Origin of the sequence: Metabacillus litoralis, assembly GCF_007994985.1 — a bacterium.
Lineage (GTDB): Bacteria > Bacillota > Bacilli > Bacillales > Bacillaceae > Metabacillus > Metabacillus litoralis.
The window spans coordinates 293,348-313,091 of record NZ_VOQF01000007.1; the positions used below are offsets into that span (position 1 = coordinate 293,348).

17 protein-coding genes are annotated in these 19,744 nt (G+C 33.1%); 3 read left to right on the forward strand and 14 right to left on the reverse strand.

All coding sequences use genetic code 11. The features are described from left to right. Positions 1–145 precede the first annotated feature (145 nt). From FS935_RS14270 to sppA, 7 genes are all read right to left on the reverse strand, one after another. Complete coding sequence (locus tag FS935_RS14270) at positions 146–1,333, reverse strand: acetate kinase (protein ID WP_146949318.1); 1,188 nt, start codon at positions 1,331–1,333, stop codon at positions 146–148. Between the two features lie 415 nt (positions 1,334–1,748). Then, positions 1,749–2,738 (reverse strand): class I SAM-dependent methyltransferase, encoded by a 990-nt coding sequence (locus FS935_RS14275; RefSeq protein ID WP_146949319.1) that lies wholly within the window; start codon positions 2,736–2,738, stop codon positions 1,749–1,751. Positions 2,739–2,989: 251 nt separating this feature from the next. After that, positions 2,990–3,490 (reverse strand): thiol peroxidase, encoded by a 501-nt coding sequence (gene tpx / locus FS935_RS14280; protein WP_146949320.1) that lies wholly within the window; start codon positions 3,488–3,490, stop codon positions 2,990–2,992. Positions 3,491–3,701: 211 nt separating this feature from the next. Next, positions 3,702–4,181, reverse strand: a complete 480-nt coding sequence (gene ytfJ, locus FS935_RS14285) for a GerW family sporulation protein (protein WP_146949321.1) — start codon at positions 4,179–4,181, stop codon at positions 3,702–3,704. A gap of 66 nt (positions 4,182–4,247) precedes the next feature. Next, positions 4,248–4,937: a DUF2953 domain-containing protein gene (locus FS935_RS14290; RefSeq protein WP_146949322.1), complete on the reverse strand. Its 690-nt coding sequence runs from the start codon at positions 4,935–4,937 to the stop codon at positions 4,248–4,250. A gap of 340 nt (positions 4,938–5,277) precedes the next feature. Continuing rightward, on the reverse strand, positions 5,278–5,811 hold the full coding sequence (locus FS935_RS14295; RefSeq protein WP_146949323.1) for an RDD family protein: 534 nt from the start codon (positions 5,809–5,811) through the stop codon (positions 5,278–5,280). A 15-nt stretch (positions 5,812–5,826) separates the two neighbouring features. After that, on the reverse strand, positions 5,827–6,834 hold the full coding sequence (gene sppA / locus FS935_RS14300) for a signal peptide peptidase SppA (protein ID WP_146949324.1): 1,008 nt from the start codon (positions 6,832–6,834) through the stop codon (positions 5,827–5,829). Between the two features lie 312 nt (positions 6,835–7,146). Between sppA and FS935_RS14305 the strand changes: the two genes are divergently transcribed. Continuing rightward, positions 7,147–7,950: an NAD kinase gene (locus FS935_RS14305; RefSeq protein WP_240050921.1), complete on the forward strand. Its 804-nt coding sequence runs from the start codon at positions 7,147–7,149 to the stop codon at positions 7,948–7,950. Positions 7,951–7,990: 40 nt separating this feature from the next. Here the strand turns inward: FS935_RS14305 and FS935_RS14310 are convergent, their stop codons facing one another. From FS935_RS14310 to ezrA, 6 genes are all read right to left on the reverse strand, one after another. Then, positions 7,991–9,580, reverse strand: a complete 1,590-nt coding sequence (locus FS935_RS14310) for an amidohydrolase (RefSeq protein ID WP_146949326.1) — start codon at positions 9,578–9,580, stop codon at positions 7,991–7,993. 387 nt (positions 9,581–9,967) lie between these two features. After that, on the reverse strand, positions 9,968–11,551 hold the full coding sequence (gene mbcS / locus FS935_RS14315; RefSeq protein ID WP_146949327.1) for an acyl-CoA synthetase MbcS: 1,584 nt from the start codon (positions 11,549–11,551) through the stop codon (positions 9,968–9,970). A gap of 431 nt (positions 11,552–11,982) precedes the next feature. Further along, a complete protein-coding gene (locus tag FS935_RS14320; RefSeq protein WP_146949328.1) occupies positions 11,983–12,201 on the reverse strand; it encodes an alpha/beta-type small acid-soluble spore protein in 219 nt (72 codons plus the stop codon). Positions 12,202–12,415: 214 nt separating this feature from the next. Beyond that, entirely contained in the window at positions 12,416–13,615 is a 1,200-nt protein-coding gene (gene thiI, locus FS935_RS14325) for a tRNA uracil 4-sulfurtransferase ThiI (RefSeq protein ID WP_146949329.1), read from the reverse strand. 4 nt (positions 13,616–13,619) lie between these two features. Then, complete coding sequence (locus FS935_RS14330) at positions 13,620–14,762, reverse strand: cysteine desulfurase family protein (RefSeq protein WP_146949330.1); 1,143 nt, start codon at positions 14,760–14,762, stop codon at positions 13,620–13,622. 509 nt (positions 14,763–15,271) lie between these two features. After that, positions 15,272–16,987, reverse strand: a complete 1,716-nt coding sequence (ezrA, locus tag FS935_RS14335; RefSeq protein WP_146949331.1) for a septation ring formation regulator EzrA — start codon at positions 16,985–16,987, stop codon at positions 15,272–15,274. 619 nt (positions 16,988–17,606) lie between these two features. On the opposite strand from ezrA, the gene hisJ reads away from it, so the two are divergent. Beyond that, positions 17,607–18,407: a histidinol-phosphatase HisJ gene (gene hisJ, locus FS935_RS14340; protein ID WP_193559364.1), complete on the forward strand. Its 801-nt coding sequence runs from the start codon at positions 17,607–17,609 to the stop codon at positions 18,405–18,407. Positions 18,408–18,461: 54 nt separating this feature from the next. On the opposite strand, the gene refZ is transcribed toward hisJ, so the two are convergent. Next, complete coding sequence (gene refZ, locus FS935_RS14345) at positions 18,462–19,112, reverse strand: forespore capture DNA-binding protein RefZ (RefSeq protein ID WP_439116658.1); 651 nt, start codon at positions 19,110–19,112, stop codon at positions 18,462–18,464. A gap of 113 nt (positions 19,113–19,225) precedes the next feature. On the opposite strand from refZ, the gene FS935_RS14350 reads away from it, so the two are divergent. Next, entirely contained in the window at positions 19,226–19,705 is a 480-nt protein-coding gene (locus tag FS935_RS14350) for a free L-methionine (R)-S-oxide reductase MsrC (RefSeq protein WP_146949332.1), read from the forward strand. The last annotated feature ends 39 nt before the right edge of the window (positions 19,706–19,744 follow it).

Here is a 19,744-nt window from a genome sequence, read left to right on the forward strand (position 1 = left end):
ATCCTTTATTTATCATAACATAAAAAAGACAGTCGTTTGGTTCACGACTGTCTTTTTATGTTTATTATTTCTTCTGTTCGGTTAATAGGTCAATTAATTATTCATAGCAATTGACCTCAATAATCTTTTTAGATGAGATCTATATTTATTTCGCTAGGCGAACAACATCTCTTGCAATCATAACTTCTTCATTGGTAGGAATAACTAAAACCTTAACAGGTGAATGCGGATAGCTAATATATGCTTCTTCACCACGAACCTTATTTAGAGCAGGATCCCAATATATTCCCATGAACTCTAATCCGTTTAATACACGTGCACGTATCTCAGTACTATTTTCTCCAATTCCAGCTGTGAAGATAATTGCATCAACACCTGACATTCTAGCTGCATAAGATCCAATATATTTATGAATACGACTTGCGAATACTTCAAGAGCTGTTTTTGCTCGTTCATTTCCTTCTGATGTTGCTTGTTCGATATCACGAAGATCACTAGAAAGCCCTGATATACCAAGGATTCCACTCTTTTTATTTAAAATATCTAATACTTCATCAGCCGTTTTTCCTGTTTTCTCCATAATAAAAGGTAAAAGCGCAGGATCAATATTTCCAGATCTTGTCCCCATAGCAACTCCAGCAAGTGGTGTAAAGCCCATTGAGGTATCAATTGATTTTCCGCCTTCAATTGCAGCAATACTTGCTCCGTTTCCTAAATGACAAGAAATGAGACGAAGATGTTCTACAGGTCTTCCAAGGATTTCTGCTGCTCTTTCAGAAACATATTTATGTGATGTACCATGGAAACCATATTTACGAATTCCATAATCCTCATAATATTCATAAGGTAAGCTATATAAAAATGATTGCTCAGGCATCGTCTGATGGAAAGCTGTATCAAATACTGCTACTGCATCAACATTTGGTAGTACTTCTTTAAAAGCTTTAATTCCAACAATGTTCGCTGGGTTATGAAGTGGTGCCAGATCAGATAACTCTTCAATTTTACTTAATGTATCGTCAGTAATGATAGCAGAGTCGTTAAAGATCTCTCCTCCATGAACTACACGGTGACCAATACCTTCAATTTCATCTAGTGATTTGATAATTCCTAAATCAGTTAGCTTTGATAAGAGAATTTTTACCGCTACTGCATGATCAGGAATATCTGTTACTTCTGTTTGCTTTTCACCATTAACTGAAATGCTAAACACTGAATCATTTATACCTATTCTTTCAACTAAACCTTTTGTTAAAACTGTTTCACTAGGCATCTCAAATAGTTGAAATTTTAGTGATGAACTACCTGCATTGATTGCTATAACCTTAGCCATTTTGTTTCGCTCCTTTTTATTTTCAAATCACCTTTATAGGTGTTAATAATGTATATATGTAATACAATTAATCGACACAAAACTATTAGCAATAAACTAGCTCTTTAGATGTGTTCTTCTTTACTTCCTTAGTCTTTGCAAAAAACTTCTGATTATTATCTGCCTTTTCCATTTAAACACTGACATTTCGACATTTCAAGAACTTGATGAAATTGCAATCGGTTACAGGTAAAATTCTTATAATTCTAATAATTCTTTCTAAATGTAGTGGGTTAAAATAAGGCTTTGCTTCTACAATGCGTTTACAGATATTTTCAGCAAATTAATAGGACACAGTAACAAAGTTTACAAAAGAAACCATTTAATAAGGAAGTTCAATAAAAAAGAGAGCTAAACTGATCAGCTCTCCTTTTTCCTACTTATTTTCTTTAAACCAATCATCCATTTTTTTCATAATTGAGTTCATTGCTTCTTTATTTGAAAACCTCGGTAATTCTGCAAGCAAAGCCTGTTTTGGAGCGATACTTGTTTCACCTTTTTTCTGAAGGATGAGAATACTTTTCCCATGTTTCTCATCTTTAAATAAAGAGACAGGAAGCTTAATAAACCCTTGAATAATAGCTGTATCTCTTAAATATTTATTTAGCTTTGGAGCTTCCTTTGTTTCAAAAAGAGAGTTAGGAACAATAAAAAATAAATAGCCATCATCTTTCGTATGAGTTAAGCTTTGTTCAATAAAAAGATGATGTGAATATGAATACCCTTCATCAGCTTTAAGCTCATATTTGGCAGCTTCCATATCATTCGGATAATAACCAACAGGCAGGTCACAAACAACCATATCGACAGGATCGATTAACAAACGTTCTAAGCTATCTTGATTAAATAAGCTAATTGGATGTTCTTGAAGATTTGCATTTATATAAGCAAGCTTAATTAAAAGATCATCAACATCTACTCCATAGCTTTCTATACTCTCTAATGAAAGATAGTTTAATATTGCTGTTAATAAATTTCCTGTTCCCACTGCTGGATCTAATATAGTAACATTCTTTTGTTTCCCCAAAAACTTACTAACCAAATAACCTAAAAATAACCCAATTGTATCAGGGGTCATTTGATGATTAGGATGTGCTCCTTCTTTCAATCCTTTCAAGATAGCTAGTTGATAAGCTTTACGTAGCTCTTCTTTATCATATGAATCGATTTGAATTGTCTCGTATTTTCTTTTTAAGCTTTTCTCTGTAACTTCACTAAGATTTTCTTGAAGAATAGAATTGTGGAAAATATTCTCACCTGTTTCAGCTACTGCTTCTATATACGTGATTTGAGCTTCATTTGAAATTAATTCTGCTGTTTCATTTATTACAGTAAATAAATTCTCTATCTTTGAAAGTGTTTGCATGCTTATACTCCTCCTAGCCATTTACCTCTTCTAATTCTAGACATAGTTCTTAGTATAGTCAAAGGAAAACAACATTAGTGGAATTAGGTCATATTATGACAAAAATTTTCTTGAATCTCTGCTCACAAACAGGCTCACTAAGAGCTCAGTAAACTAATTACAACTAAACTGAAGAATTAAAACATAAAAAAACTGCCCTAAGGACAGTTTTTTTATCATTCAATTTTTCACAGTTCAATTAACAAAAAATATTATTTTGCAGCTTTAGCAGCTTCGATTGCTGCTTCATAGTTTGGATGATTTGTTGCTTCACTAACATACTCTAAATATGTAACTTTATCATTTGCATCAACAACAAATACAGCACGTGCTAATAAACGCAATTCTTGAATAAGGACACCATATGATTCTCCAAATGAGGCATCACGATGATCAGATAAAGTTTTCACATTTTCAAGACCATTTGAAGCACACCATCTTTTTTGTGCAAACGGTAAATCCATACTAACTGTTAAAACCTCTGTATTTTCTATTGTTGAAGCATCTTCGTTAAAACGGCGAGTTTGTGCATCACAAACTCCTGTATCAATTGATGGAACAACAGAGATAATACGAACTTTGCCTTTTGTATCTGCTAATGTTACAGGAGATAAATCGTTTGCTAAAACAGTAAAGTCTGGTGCTTGATCGCCAACACTAACTTCATTTCCAAGTAATGTAACAGGGTTATTTTTAAAAGTGATTGAAGCCATACTAAAATCCTCCCTATAATTAAAAATTATGTACAGTGTAAATATAGCCCAGCTAATCAGAATTATCAATTATTATGTATTAAGCTTTCCGTTTTCAAACACCATTAGTTTTTTGTCGCTTTGTACTTCTAAATAAAATTTAACTATTAAAAATTTTACAAACATGCAAAAGGTTCAACGTTCTAATAGAAACGCTGAACCTTTTAAGAACTTAAATATCTAGATCTTGCTTTTGACCTGACTTAAAATCTACATCTTCAGCTGGGTCTTCTTTGCTGTTGCTGTTACCGCTGCTATTGCTTCCTTTATTCTTTTTAAAAAGGCTTTGAATTTTCTCCACCGTTTGTGGTGCAGCCTCAAGAATTTTTTCATATAAATGTGTATTTTCATCTAAATGAAGCATTTTTACACCATTTGAGGAAACGATAAGAAACGCTATTGGCGTGATAGAAACTCCTCCACCACTACCTCCACCAAATGGTAGCTTAGGGGATTTATCTCCCTCTTCTGCACCAGTTGAATTAAATTCGCTACCACCTGCTGCAAAACCAAATCCAACCTTTGAAACAGTTAAGATGACACTACCATCTGGTGTTTCAACAGGATCACCAACGATTGTGTTAACATCAATCATTTGCTTTAGATTCTCCATGGCTGTTTTCATTAAACCTTGAATTGGGTGATCACTCATATATGTAGCCTCCTTTAACAATTTAAAAAACCGGTCATTTCCTACCAATACTGTAATCCTTAATCACTAGTTAGCAAAAAAGGAAAAAGGTTTACTTTTTAAATCTGGACGTCCACCTTTCCAGTATTTGAGGAATTGTATACCTGCCAACATAGCTTGCCCGATTCGAAACTGAAAAATACATTGAAGTTTTGTCCTTGAGCAAATTTGATTAAATTCTGGTGTTATCGTTACGATTGGAGTTGTTTTAAGCTTCATATATTCTCCTACAATCCCAATGACAACACCTTTTATTGACCAAGCAACACCTGTTATTAATCCTGTATGAGCAGCATCACCTATCCCAATTTGAGAATGCCAGATAAATTGTTTCACTTTGATTTTTCTTAAAAAACGTTGAACGATTTTATGTAAACCTACAACATGCTGTACGATTTCTTTTATGTCATGTAGTGCTTTGACCTCTTCTTCTGGGGTGATCTTTTCTTTACCTTTTGAAACCTTATTAGCGGTATCTTCATCTCCAACTTTTTGTTCCTGTTTTATGATTATATTTGCTTGGTCATCGATTTTCACAAAAGGAATCTTTATCGTATACCTTAATAAACCGAACCACGCTTTGATTTTAATTTTGATATGATCATTATCTCCAATATGTATTAAATCAAGAATGATTGTTAATCTCGTAAAAATAATGAGGAAAAATAGTAATAATAATAGCAGTAAAATACCAATAAACCAGTACAGCCTTATCACACCCTTTCAATTTTTCATTATCACCTTCTTATAAATAAAATAAACCTACTAAATAGATAGCAGGCATGAAAACTTTTTATGAATTTTTGTAGCTATATGAAGGACTATTTTTGGTGAACTTTAAGCAAGGCTCTTTTCGCAAACTTTGTTGCTTATAAATACCGGAAGAAATCAACATTGTATTAGTAAAGTGGCATCTTTTCTTCATAAAATAGTAGCCTTTATGCGAAAATACACTGTTTCTACTGCAAATTCTAAATACATAGCAACAATCTTTCAGAAAAGAGCCTTAAGTAACAAAAAACCTGCCATTTTTATAGCAGGTTTTCTTCTATAAGAATTAGGATACAGTTTTTGTTAATGATTCTTGTTTATAGAGTTTTTCATGAATAACTTGAGTATCTGCAAAAAGATCATGCAGACCTTGTTTCTTTGGGGTAAAAGCAACAATGATATATCCAACCCAAATTAATTTGGATATATATCTTCCAATCAACTCTCTGAAAATAATTGTTCCCCACGTTATTCTTTCTTCTTTTAAAGATACAACCTTTAAACCAAAAATCATCTTTCCCAAAGTTTGATTTTTAAACTTTGTCAGCAATACAAAATAAGCAAAAAATGTTATAGCAGTTGTTATTGCTATTGGTGAAAAAATGAATGTCTTCTTTGTGCTTATATCTAACAGTTCAAACAATGGATAAATCACGATTCGGTTTACACTACCAATTACTAAGAGGTCAACAAGATATGCCCAAAAACGTATCCAAAAGCCTGCTAGTAAATGGCTATAATCCAAAACAGTACTTTTGTTTACAGTTTCAGAGCTATAGTATGCTTCCTCTTTTTCTGAACCTTCAAATGTAGCATCCATTATAATAGTCCCCCCTTATTCAGAATACAGATACATAAGTCTTGGAGAATTAGGCTGAGCTATAAACTGATATAAGTTTGAAAGCTCTATATCATCTTTAAACATTTTCGAAGCTCCCATAGACAGAAAGCTATCTAAACCTAAAGAAGTTTCATATTCAATTACCTGAGCATCTTCAATTTTTAAGTCTTTTTTCATAGCAAGAATTGTATCATCTAAATATCCTAACTCGTCTATCAAGTTATTTTCTTTTGCCTGTCTTCCATCATATATACGACCATCCGCTACTTTACGTACCTCTTCTTCAGTAAGAGGGCGACCTTCAGTAATTACTTTGACAAAACCTTTGTACGCATTGTCTACCATAGTCTGAAGAATATCTCTTTCCTCTTCAGTCATATCTCGTGTTGGAGAAAAAATATCTTTATATGGTCCACTTTTAATTGTTTCAAATTTCACTCCATACTTTTCTGCAAGCTCACCATAATTGACAGATTGCATAATAACACCTAGAGATCCTGTTAATGTATCTGGTGCAGCATAGATTTTATCTGCTGCAGTTGCGATATAATAACCACCAGATGCAGCAGTTGTCCCCATTGAGATGTACACAGGCTTTTTACTTTTTTCTTTTAATTCTGTTAGCTTTTTATGTATTTCTGCACTTTCTACAACACCGCCACCAGGTGAATTAACTCGCACAATTACACCCTTTACATTCTTGTCTTTTCCAGCTGCCTCAACCATATCTAAAAAGGTTTGGTGTTGATATCCTGCTGTACTAAAAAAAGAAGCAACATCCTCACCAGTATCCTGTATAACTCCATTTACATTTAAGACGAGTATTTTGCTAGCTGAAGTACCTTCTTCAATAACCTCCTCAGCAAAATCACTATTAGTCGCAGCAAATGCTTCACTAAACATATCACTTTGTTTTAAAAATAACATTGATGAGCTAATAATAATCGAAATAACAAATAAACCTGCCGCTATTCCTAATGCTCCCCACCGTTTACCATTCATCTCTTACTTCCTCCTTTACTATCTTGAATCGTGCTTTGCCGTTAGCCAAGCCTATTTAGTTTACTATTTGACTCTTTTCTGTGCATTATCTACCTTGTAGATTGATGACAAGTGATTACATAATGTCAGGAATATACAAGGTTAACTTACGCAAATACTAATAAAAATCGGAAAAGAGCAATTATCTTTTAGTTTCAAATTTATTGCTTCTTAGAACATTTAAATATCTAAAAGTGGTAAACTAAACAACATAAAGTATTGTAACACCTTTAAGGAAAAATGTGGAGATTTACATAATCATAAGGAGGAATCATTATGCCAGATCGTCGTAATATATTCTTTTTCTATAAAAAGGAGGACAACCTCTTAGAAAAAATCAACTCATTAATTCAATTTGCAAAGGATAATGAATTTACGATTGTTGATGATGTGAATACAGCAAATGTTGTTGTGAGTATTGGTGGAGATGGGGCGTTTTTACAAGCTGTTCGAAAAACAAACTTCAGAACAGATTGTTTATATGCAGGTGTTTCTGTTGATGACACATTAAGCCTTTACTGTGACTTCCACATTGACGAACAAGAAAAAATGATATCTGCAATGAATGAATCTCAAATTGAAGTAAGACGCTATCCTGTGTTAGAAGTTAAAATTGATGACTTAGCAACCTTTAAATGTTTAAATGAATGTTCAATTAGATCGAGTATTATTAAAACTTTCGCTATCGACGTTTTCATTGATGATCTTCATTTTGAAACATTTAGAGGAGATGGAATGTTAATTGCTACTCCAACAGGAAGTACTGGATACAATAAGTCAGTTAATGGTGCTGTTGTTGACCCAATGCTTCCTTGCATACAAGTTAGTGAATTGGCTTCCTTAAATAATAACCTGTATCGTACACTAGGTTCTTCATTCATTTTAAGTGAAAAGAGAAAACTAACATTAAAGATAGTTCAAGACGGAAATGATTATCCTGTAATTGGAATGGACAATGAGGCTCTAAGTGTTCGAAATGTATTGAAATTAGAATACAGCTTAAGTGATCAACCAATCAAAACCGTTAAACTTAAAGATAATTCTTTCTGGGAAAAGGTAAAAAGATCATTTCTATAAGAAATAAAAAAAGGAAGCGAATTTCTCGCTTCTTTTTTTATTAAGTACTATGTTGATACATAAATTCATTGTCTACAATTGTCATCATAACTTTTGCTTGTAATAAAGTATCCGGCTCTTGCTTGAATATATCTTGATCAAAAACTGTAAAATCTGCTACAAATCCTTTTTTAATCATCCCTCTATCATGTTGGTGATGAATCGCATATGCACTTCCCTTTGTAAACAATTCAACTGCCTGGTATATAGATAGCTTTTGTTCTGGAAAATAGCATGTTCCCGTATTGTCGTAAATACTCTCTCTTGTAACAGCTGCATGGATACCTAGTAACGGATCGATTGGTTCTATTGGTGCATCAGATCCTCCAGCACAGTGAATACCCTCTTCTACTAAAGTCTTCCATGCATAACAAGATTTCATTCGATCTTCACCGATTTTATCAATTACCCATGGAAAATCACTTGCCACAAATCGTGGCTGTATATCAAGAATGATCGGTAATTTTTTTGCTCTTTCAATCAAATCTTTTCTCAATATTTGAGCATGTATTAACCTATCGTGTTGACCAGCTTGAGGGGGATTAGCTTCTATCGCATCAAGGGTCATTTCAAAGGCTAAATCACCGATTACATGCACTGCTACCTCCATTTTATAGCTTCTAGCTTTTTTTACTAATAAAGCAAGCTCGTTTTCTGTATGTATAGCCACACCAGTTGTTGATGGATCATCATGATAAGGAAAGCTTAAAAGAGCAGTTCTTCCTCCTAAGGCACCATCAGCAAATATTTTCATCGCACCGAATTCTCCAAACTCTCCTAAATCTCGTTCTTTCTGCTGAAATTCATCGACGATAAGGTGATGAACAAGTAAGTGTGTTCGAAATTTTAAGCCTTTTGATAAAACTTCATCAAAAGCATGCAAAGTTTTATCTAATCCACCGTAATAGGAGAGATCTTCTGTATGTGCTCCAACTAACCCTTTTTTATAGCAATCTTTTATAGATGTTTCAAGTGCAAGAACAAGATCTTCTTTTGAAGAAGTTGGTGCAACCTCAAACACAAGCTCTTGAGCCTGATCTAGTAAATATCCTGTTGGAGTATTTGTTGAATCTCTCACAATGACTCCACCAGGGGGATCTTGTGTATCACTTGATATATTAGCAAGCTCTAATGCTTTTGAATTCACAATAATTGCATGTCTGCATATTCTTTTTAGCATTACCGGATGATTCGGTGATATTTCATCTAATTCATTTCGATGTATAATTTTTTGATCCTCTAATTGATTCTCATTCCATCCCTCTCCAATTATCCAGCTGCCAGGATTAAGATGAAGGGTTCTATCTTTTATTGTTTGGATAATTTCATCTGAATTTGTTGTTTCAGAGAAATCTAACCTTACAAGTTTTTCTCCATGTCCAATTAAATGCAGGTGGCTATCAACTAAACCAGGAATCATTGTTTTACCATGTAAGTCTATGTATTTAGAGATTTCTTCTTTATATTGGTTAACAAGATCACTATACTTTCCTGTCTCAATAATTCTTCCTTCTTTTGAAAAAACAGCCTCAACTTTGCAATCCTCGTATTCTAATGTATAAATATTTCCTCCGTACCATAAAGTTCCCAAGATGTTTTCCCTCCGTCAAGCAATTTCTTCCTAATTTAAGTCCTCAATATTAAGGATATAAATCACCAATAATGTTGTTATTTGAAACATTACCAGAAATCCATGTATTTTGGAAATATAGTTTATAATGAATCAAAATTAGATTTAGAAGTTTCAATGCAATTTTGCTACAAGCTACTTAAGGTTGACGGAAGCGGAAGTGCGAGACTTCTGTGGTGAGCGGTGGGCAAGGTAGAGACTCCAGTAAAATACTTACGTTGTAAGCTTAAAGTATTCTCTCAATAAGTTAAATCAATTTTGAAGACCAAACAACAGCTTCAAGTCATTTGTAATCATAGAAACATATAAAAAAGCCAGGTAAAGTCACCTGGCTTAAAAAGTTTTTGTTTATGCTTGTTTTAGTTTAAGTTCACGTTGCCTCAACTCTATTCGACGAATTTTTCCTGATGTTGTTTTCGGTAATTCTTCGATAAATTCTATTTCACGAGGATACTTATAAGGAGCTGTTAATTCTTTTACATGATTTTGTAAGCTAGTAATTAGTTTATTATCTATTGTTAATGATTGATCTCTTAGAACAACATAAGCCTTAACTATATTTCCTCTAATTTCATCCGGACTTGCTACAACAGCACATTCTTTAATATATGGATGCTTCACTAAAGCATCTTCAACCTCAAATGGTCCTATTGTATAGCCAGAGCTGATGATGATATCATCCATTCTTCCTTCAAACCAAAAATATCCATCTTCATCCATTCTCGCACGATCTCCTGTAATATAATAATCTCCTCTATATTGCATTAGCGTTCTTTCGGTGTCTTTATAATATTCTTTAAATAGCGCAGGTGTATCTTTATGAACCGCAATATCCCCTACTTTATTTACTTCACAAGGTTCTCCATTATCATTTATTATAATGACGTCGTTACCTGGTGTTGGCTTCCCCATTGATCCTGGCTTAATTGTCATACCTTTCATAACTCCAACTAACAGTGTGTTCTCTGTTTGACCATATCCATCGCGTACACTTACCTTGAAATGTTTCTGGAAGGTATCAATCACCTCACGATTCAATGGTTCGCCAGCAGATACAGCACTATGCAATGAGGAGAGAGAATATCTTTCAAGATTTTCAACCTTAGACATTAACCGATATTCTGTAGGTGTACAACATAATACATTAACTTGATATTCATCTAAAAGCTGTAAATATTTTTCTGGATCAAACTTACCTTGATAAATAAGCCCTGTAGCACCACAGCCTAATACAGACAAAAATGGACTCCAAATCCACTTCTGCCAACCAGGACCCGCTGTTGCCCAAACTGTATCTTCTTCATTAATACTTAACCAATTTTTTGCTGCTGTTCTTAAATGAGCATAAGCCCAACCATGTGTATGCACCACACCCTTTGGATTTCCAGTTGTACCGGAAGTATAAGATAAAAAAGCCATACTTGTAGACAATGTATCAGCTATATTCATTTTATTACTTTCTCTACTACTTAATTGTTCAAGTGATATCCACTCATTATTATTACCATTGATTACAAATTTCTTTAAATCATTAAATTCTCTAATTTCTTTAAATTCATCTATATACAACACATGACTAATAATGGCTTTAACATCACCATGTGTTACTCGATATTGTAAATCTTTTGTTTTCAACATTTCAGAGCTGGGAATGACTACTAGTCCTGCCTTTAGGGCTGCTAAATAGACAACATAAGCATCTATCATTCGAGGAATGACAACTAAAACAGTATCTCCAGGAGTTAGGCCTTGGTTAATTAAAGCGTTTCCAATTTTATTCACTTTTTCAATCAAGGAATAATATGTAATTTCACTTTTGCCACCATCTTCATTTTCAAATTTCAAAGCAATTTTTGATGGCTCTGCAGCATACTTTTCAATCTCTTCAACAAGATTATATTTTGAAGGTGCAAGCAATTCTTCTTTAACCATTATTTCCCCTCCCCAATGTTTGTACAATAATAGTATACATAATTATTATAATTTTTAAAATATTACTAATGATATTTAGAATGGATTTTTTATAGTTTATTTTCGGGTAATAAAGGTTATGTTAAAAAATTATTTATCTTTCTCTCATTTTATAAGTTGACCATATTCTTTTACATCTGAAATTGGAAAGTAAAAGGGGGCACGGGTAGTTGATGAGATTTGTCGATTGATGGATTATTCGTGAAAGTTGATGGATTATCGTAAGAAGTTGATTGAATATCGCAGAAAGTTGATGGAATAGCAACAAAAGTTGATGAATTCCTGAAAAAACTGTCTAGCTTAAGGTGAAAGTTTGCGAAGCCCAAGTAGTAAAGAAGGCATCAAAAAAGGCAGGAGATAAACTCCCACCTTAGTAGCCATTATCTATTCAATTATTGTTGTTGATAAGAACCGCTCATTTGTTGTTGAGCAAAAGAAACTAGACGCTTAGTGATTTCACCACCAACAGAACCGTTTGCGCGTGAAGTAGTTTCTGGTCCTAAGTTAACACCAAATTCTGAAGCAATTTCGTATTTCATTTGATCGATTGCTTGTTGTGCACCAGGTACAACAAGTTGGTTTGAGCTGTTTGATCCGCTGTTTTGTGCCATGTGTATCACCTCCTTGTGAGTATAGAATGTGTCAATACACATGGCTTCATTCATAATATTTATTGGTAATTTCTTCTCTCTGCTTTTATTTACTTGGCGATGTTAAACATTGTTGTTGATTTCCGTTACAAAAGTCTCATGCTTTTCACTTCAATCAACAAAAGTTCTAATAATCAACATTAAGCCTTAACTCAGCCTTTTACAAAAAAATTACTTAAAATAAACTATTCATTTCTTCTTTTTGAATTTTTGTAATCAAAATTGTTTCGATGTTATCCACAGCTTCTGATATTAACTCATCAAAGTCGACAAAGCTCTCAAATCTTGAAACCTTTTCTAATTTTGGCATCGTTTTAGGACTTGCAGGAGTGAAGATTGTGCAACAATCTTCATAAGGACGAATAGAAATATCATGAGTATTTATTTCTTTAGCAATCTCGATTATTTCTAACTTATCCATTGTAATTAGTGGTCTTAAGATCGGTGTATTTGTCACAGCATTAATAGCAAGCATGCTTTCTAATGTTTGACTTGCAACTTGACCAAGACTTTCACCTGTAATTAATGCTAAAGCCTGTTGTTTTTCTCTCAATTGATCAGCAATTTTTAACATCATTCTTCGTGTAGATGTCATCGTATAGTTTTCCGGTACCTGAGCCTGAATTTTTTCCTGAATAGTTGTAAAAGGAACAATATGAAGCTTTATTTTACCACCATATGAAGTTAACTCTTTAGCTAAGTCAACCACCTTTTGTTTAGCACGGTCACTTGTATAAGGTGGGCTAAAGAAGTGAATAATCTCAAGCTCTACACCTCTTTTTAAGGTTAGATAACCTGCTACAGGGCTATCTATTCCACCAGATAATAGAAGCAATCCTTTTCCACCAGAGCCTACTGGTAAGCCACCAGCACCTTGATAATCGAAGCAGGTAATATATGTTGCTTCACTTCTTACTTCAACTCGAAGGTTAATAACAGGGTTTTTCACATCAACGCTTAAGTTATCTGTATTTATAAGAACATGACTGCCGATTTGATAATTTAATGCATTTGTATCTAATGGAAACTGCTTATCAGCGCGCTTTGTTGTTACTTTAAATGTATCGTTCGGTTTGTAGAGACTAGTAATCGCATTTAAAGCTGTATCTTTTATAGCTGATATTTCACTTTCACACTTAATAGCTAAACTAAAAGATTGAATTCCAAAAACCAGCTTTAATTTTTTTACAATTTCTTCATGACTTTCATCATTTAAAAGGATATAAATTCGATCTCTTGTGCCTTGATAATTTAAATTAGGAAAATCTATTAAGACTTCACGTATATTTCGTTTTAAACGATCGATAAATTTCCTGCGATTTCTGCCTTTTGTAGAAATTTCGCCGAAACGTATTAAAATATGATCAAATTTCATTTTTCTACCTCATAACTTTTGTTAATTTACTTATTCCATTTTTAAGTGTAGTAATAAACGGTTCTACTATCTCTTCATTATGATCAACTGATAAGCTTACACGAATTGCACTTTTGGCTACTTCTTCTTTTTTCTTCATTTCTAACAAGGTATGGCTTACAGTACTTCTTCTAGATGAACATGCTGAAGTAGTTGATAAATAAATACCATGTTCACCAAAATAATGAATTAATACTTCTGCTTTTAAGTTTGGAACTGAAAAGTTCAATATATGTGGTGCTGCAAAAACTGGGGTATTAATGACAACACCACTAATGTTCATTAATTCACTTCTTAGCTTTTCTTGTGTTTCTTTCACGATCTTCAATTGCTTTTCTGCTTTCTCTGTTGTAAGTCTAAGTGCTTTGGCTAAAGCAACATTCCCCGCAAGGCTTTCAGTTCCAGATCTCATCTCTAGTTCCTGAGAGCCACCTGTAAAAAGGGGCAGCAAATGTACTCCTGTTTTTATAAATACAGCTCCTGTTCCATTTAGTCCGTGAAATTTGTGTCCTGAAATGGTGCATAAGTCTATATGTGCATCATTGATATTTAAGGGTACCTTTGTCACACCTTGAACATGATCCACGTGGAATAATGTATTTTTGAATTGTTTTATAAGTTGTCCAATCTCAGCTATCGGCTGAATTGTTCCGACTTCATTGTTTACATGCATAATTGAGACAAGAATTGTGTCATTTCGTAAATTCTTTTGTAAGTCTTCGCATGATACAGTTCCATTTTCATCAACAGATAAATAAGTCACTTCAAAGCCATGAATTTTCTCAAGCTGTTTAAAAGACTCTAATACTGATGGGTGTTCAATAACTGAGGTGATCAAATGTTTCCCTTTATGTTGATTTGCGAATGCTGCACCTTTTATGGCTAAATTATTTCCTTCTGTTCCTCCAGAAGTAAAAATAATTTCATTAGGTAATACTCCTAATAAATTTGCTACTTGTTTTCTTGATTGATTGAGTAATCCTTCTGCTTCACTACCTAATTTATGTATAGAAGATGGATTAGCAAAGTATTCTTCAGTGACCTTAATAAAGGTAGCAAGTACATCTTTATATGGCTTTGTTGTTGCACTGTTATCTAAATACAGCATCCTTCTTCTTCCCCCAAGCAAGAAACCTCATAAATTATAATCCAAATCTTTTCCTTGTAAGGGAAAAATTCAGAAGTAATCATATCATAACAACCTCAACAACAAAAGAGCAAGCACCTTAAACAGCCGCAGCAAGTAAGACAGTTTAATATGGAAACTACCATTTTTCCCCTTTTTAAACCCTCTTATGATTGTTGAAAAACTTTCTATTCTTTATTTTCCCACTAGGTATTAGAGTCTGATTTTCCTTCTCGATAGCTAGGCTAGATATATTACTTTTCGCAAAAAGTTATTCAACTATGCTAAGCACAATCAAAAGGGTCATCGTTATAGTTTCCTAAACGAAAGCAAGAATTCGCTAATGATCTATTGTAGACTATCTAAAAAACTCTTATAAATGCCTAAAAATAAAACAAGGATAACAAAATTAAATGGTGATTAAAAACAAGATTTCTCTAGTTTCAAAACTACAACCATTTTATAGTGTCATCCTTGAATATGAATAATTCTTAAGATTTACGATTTTTTGGTTTACTATATTGTTCTTCATAAAGTTCTTGAACTTTATGAAAGGAGCCTGGCTCAACTTGCTCAAGGGCTGCTACAGCTTCGTCTAATGCTTTACTATAGTCATAGTCCCTAAATAAATCCTCAGCTTCTCTAAACCTGGATGCAAGCTCTTGGTTTCTACTTCGATATCTATTCCCATATTGTATAACCTGCTCTATTAATAGAACTTGTTCAATTAATGCATCAGCAAATTCCTTCAGTGACTCAACAGACTGTACAGCTTCATCTAGTAATTGAATGACAACAGTCATATTTAAAGGAATCTCATCTAACTTATTTGTTACCTTCTGTACATCTTTTCTCGCTTTATCAATCAATTCTCCAAATTCAATTGGCAAACCTGGTATGTTACTTTGTTGAACAGATCGACTCGTATCTAATAGCATGCGTTTTAATTCGTTAAGTCTTTCTCTAGCTTGAAGCTCGTCTTTTCTCAGTGTCTGAAGCATTTCTCTATATGCATTATGATCAGCAAAAAGTTGAGCAATTTGTATTTCAATTTCCATAAGCTCTTCTTTAATGATTGAATGTGCCACATGATCACTTTGCAGGTTTTGCTGTATATGCACAAACTTCTTTTCAATTTGAGAAATCTGCTTTTCAATAACTTTCTGTTTCTCAGACTCAGTTTCAGATAATTGATAACTTTGTTTCACTAGGTCCGTTTCTAGTAAAGTAGCTGTTTTTTGCTCTGATAGCTTTTCTAATTGTTGATCTATTTTGTTTTTAGATTGCTTCACAAATTGACTTGCTTCCACTTCTTTTTCTAGTAGATCATATAATTGGTCTATTGATTCTTGTAGTAATTGAAGACCTTCTTGAATATCCTCTGTTTCAGTATCCTCTATTTTTTGACTAATCAAGGAAAGCTTTTCTCTAACTTTTCTAATTTCTTCGTCTACTTGGAGATGTTCTAAATAATAACCAGTTGCGATCATTTCCTTATAACCATCTTCTAGCTCATGTAGTAAATTTGGAATTGTTGTATGACATTCAGTCAATAGCTTAGGAATTTCATCTATTTTGACTTGAAGTGTATCGACATTTTTCATTGTATTCTTTAATAGATCTCTCGCTACTAAATAATTGCCTTGTTCTGTTTCAATATCAAATTGCTTTAACGCACTCGTTATCTCATCAAGCGTATCTTCCAATTTACTATGAGATTTCCCAAATTGGTGGCTGTGTGCTAACAGTGTCTTTCTCATTTTTTTCGTTTGTTCTTTTACTTCTTCACTTTCAAGTGAGTTTTCTTCCTCACTTGAAACCAACTCATTAATTTCTAAGATGATTTTATCAATATTATCGTCTACAGTTCTTAAGACCTCATCAATATGTTCAAGAACACTTTTTGATTTCTTAAAACGATATTTATCAGCGTAATCCTCAGCATCGAATAGAAGTTCTTCAACTTCTGGTAGTTGAGAAGTGATAATCTCATCCCATTCATCTCTCCACTGCTCAAACAACTCTTCTGCTTGTCCGATCATTTTCAATTCTTTTACTTTTGATAACTCGTCTATAATAGATCGATTCATAATTTCAATTTTCCGAGCCTCTAACCGATCTACTTCTTTATATATCTTTCTTCTTAATACATATCCAGTACCAAATAAAATACATATTAGAAGGACTAGTCCAATGATAACTTCCATAATGAGCCCCCTCGTTGTTACACAAAATCGTCATGACAGGGATGATTGAAACTCCCCAAAGATGAAAGGTTTCACATGATCATGCTGATAAGCGTTTATATCAAATTATATTTACTAATTATTAGAATTTATTAAATTTTGTTGTTGATTTCTGTTACATGCTAAGCTAATTTACTTTATTTATTTAAACATATGGTAAAGTCCTAAAACAGAACACACTTTATATAAGAGTTTATAATGTTTTTTCAATGTTTTTATGATACCATGTAAACGACATTTTTTGACCAGAAATTTTTATTTTTTTACATTATTTGTCCTATTTTGTTGTAAATGTGATTTTGTAAGCGAAATTCACTCAAAAAAACTAAAAAAGCAAAGGAAATAATTGATAATAGTGTTTGGTCGAGAAAAGATCGAGCCCCAACATCAGAGAACTAGAAGCCTAAGATTTTCGCCTATATAATCCTGTGTCTGAGGAGTAATGATGAAGCATATCATTATTATGAAAACATCCTATGGCAATATATCAAGTCTTTTATAAACTGCTTTCTTCAAGTTCTAAATGCTACAGCTATAGTTGAAAAGCATAAATACAATGGTTGCGGAGAGGGAGAGAAATATGTTGAAAATAGATGGACATGTTCATACACCATATTGTCCACACGGGACTACAGATTTATTAGAAGAATATGTTGAAAAAGCAATTACAGAAGGCTTTCAAAGCTTAAGTTTTACGGAGCATGCTCCACTTCCAATTGGTTTTATGGATCCTACACCTATGAAGGATAGTGCAATGAAGCTAGACGATTTAGAGGAATATATTGAAAGAGTTCAAAAAGTAAAAAATAAATATCATAATAAAATAGCAATCAACCTTGGACTAGAGGTAGATTATATTAAAGATTTTGAAAATGAAACAACAAAGTTTTTAAATAAGTATGGAAAGTACTTAGACGATAGTATTCTCTCTGTTCATTTCTTAAATATAAAGGACTCCTACTATTGCCTAGACTTTGATGAAAATACTTTTGGAGAAATGGTTCAGCTTACCGGAACATTGCAAAAACTTCACCAATTATATTATGATGAAGTTTTACATTCAGTTAATAGTAATCTAGGTACTTATAAACCAAATAGAATTGGTCATTTAACATTAGTGAAAAAATTCCAAAAGTTATATCCAGTAACATTTTCTATGGAAAAATCGATTTATCATATCCTACAGGCAATTAAGGAACAAGGTATGGAGATTGATTATAATGTAGCAGGTTTAAGAAAAGAATTCTGTGGAGAAACGTATCCTGGATCAACAATTATCGAATTGGCGAAAAAACAAAAAATCCCTTTAATATACGGTTCTGATGCCCATTGTGCAAGGGATGTAGGGAAGAATTATTCTTATTTTTATTCATTAACATAATTCTTTTCTTAAAAAACTGTTTATTCCAATTTTTTTAAAGTATTCGTTACATTTCTACCGAATAACTGCTATTTTTTCATTTCTTGAATAGCTTTCGATTAGCAATGAATTTAACCAAATTTTCAACTCTTTATAATATTGATGAACAAAATAAGCTTCGTGTGACTGAATATGCAGCACTTCACTCATGTATTGTGGCTGTAGGTATGGCGTATGCAAAAGACTTCGAAGTTGAATGATCAAATGTGGAATAAAGGCCTTGCGGTAATAACCTTCTTTAATTCCTTGTTCAAATAAAGACTTAATATAGTACTTCTCTTTTGTTAAATATGTTGTCATAACCTCACGTATTAAGATCGAATCAACCGTCACTTCACGATATACTAATCTTGAAAGTTGACGATTTTCATGTTGATAATTTAATATATCTAGAATAATCTTACTTAATACTGCGTGGACATTACTATATTGGAGAAGAGAATAATTATCTTCTATTAGTTTAATATATCCTTCATAGTAATAAGAAACAAGAAATTCTAGTAAGCCACCTTTTCCTTTAAAATAGTAAGATATATGAGCTACATTTACGTCTGCCTTACTGGCGATTTCTCTAACTGATGTTCCAGTAAAACCCTTTGAATTAAAAAGTTCAATCGCAGCAGTAAGAATTTTCTGTCTTGTATCTTTTAACACTTTTTGAGCCATCACACTCACCTCCTTATGTAATAATTCAATTCGAATTAGAAGAATCCTTTATCATTCGCTCGACAATGTTTGATGAGGTTTTGTAACTAAATAGCTGAAAGTAGGTAATATTCATGTTTCATGTCGAAAAATACAATGGTAATAAACAAGATCAATATCAATTATTACTTAATCAACTCAAAGCACTACTAGATGGTGAAGAAGATCAGATCGCAAATCTATCTAATGCATCTGCATTATTAAATCAATTTCTAGATAACATAAATTGGGTAGGCTTTTATCTTATGAAGGAAGATCAACTAGTTCTAGGACCATTCCAGGGCTTACCTGCTTGTGTTCGTATTCCAGTTGGCAGAGGTGTATGTGGTACAGCTGCTGCTAATTTAAAAACTGAACGTGTAGCAGATGTGCATGAGTTTCCAGGACATATCGCATGTGATGCAGCATCAAACTCAGAGATTGTCGTTCCACTCGTTAAAGAAGGTAAATTACTTGGGGTTTTAGATATTGATAGCCCGATTAAAAATAGATTCGACGAGGAAGATCAAACATTTTTAGAAGAATTTGTAAATGTATTAATTCAATATCTTTAAAATTTCGTAACATATGTTCGTTTCAGTTAACGCATCAAT

Coding starts and splice junctions, on each gene's coding strand:
- FS935_RS14270 (WP_146949318.1), bottom strand. CDS start 1,333: ATGGCTAAGGTTATAGCAATCAATGCAGGTAGTTCATCACTAAAATTT.
- FS935_RS14275 (WP_146949319.1), bottom strand. CDS start 2,738: ATGCAAACACTTTCAAAGATAGAGAATTTATTTACTGTAATAAATGAA.
- tpx (WP_146949320.1), bottom strand. CDS start 3,490: ATGGCTTCAATCACTTTTAAAAATAACCCTGTTACATTACTTGGAAAT.
- ytfJ (WP_146949321.1), bottom strand. CDS start 4,181: ATGAGTGATCACCCAATTCAAGGTTTAATGAAAACAGCCATGGAGAAT.
- FS935_RS14295 (WP_146949323.1), bottom strand. CDS start 5,811: ATGGATGCTACATTTGAAGGTTCAGAAAAAGAGGAAGCATACTATAGC.
- sppA (WP_146949324.1), bottom strand. CDS start 6,834: ATGAATGGTAAACGGTGGGGAGCATTAGGAATAGCGGCAGGTTTATTT.
- mbcS (WP_146949327.1), bottom strand. CDS start 11,551: ATGGTTAAAGAAGAATTGCTTGCACCTTCAAAATATAATCTTGTTGAA.
- FS935_RS14320 (WP_146949328.1), bottom strand. CDS start 12,201: ATGGCACAAAACAGCGGATCAAACAGCTCAAACCAACTTGTTGTACCT.
- thiI (WP_146949329.1), bottom strand. CDS start 13,615: ATGAAATTTGATCATATTTTAATACGTTTCGGCGAAATTTCTACAAAA.
- FS935_RS14330 (WP_146949330.1), bottom strand. CDS start 14,762: ATGCTGTATTTAGATAACAGTGCAACAACAAAGCCATATAAAGATGTA.
- ezrA (WP_146949331.1), bottom strand. CDS start 16,987: ATGGAAGTTATCATTGGACTAGTCCTTCTAATATGTATTTTATTTGGT.
- hisJ (WP_193559364.1), top strand. CDS start 17,607: ATGTTGAAAATAGATGGACATGTTCATACACCATATTGTCCACACGGG.
- refZ (WP_439116658.1), bottom strand. CDS start 19,112: ATGGCTCAAAAAGTGTTAAAAGATACAAGACAGAAAATTCTTACTGCT.
- FS935_RS14350 (WP_146949332.1), top strand. CDS start 19,226: ATGTTTCATGTCGAAAAATACAATGGTAATAAACAAGATCAATATCAA.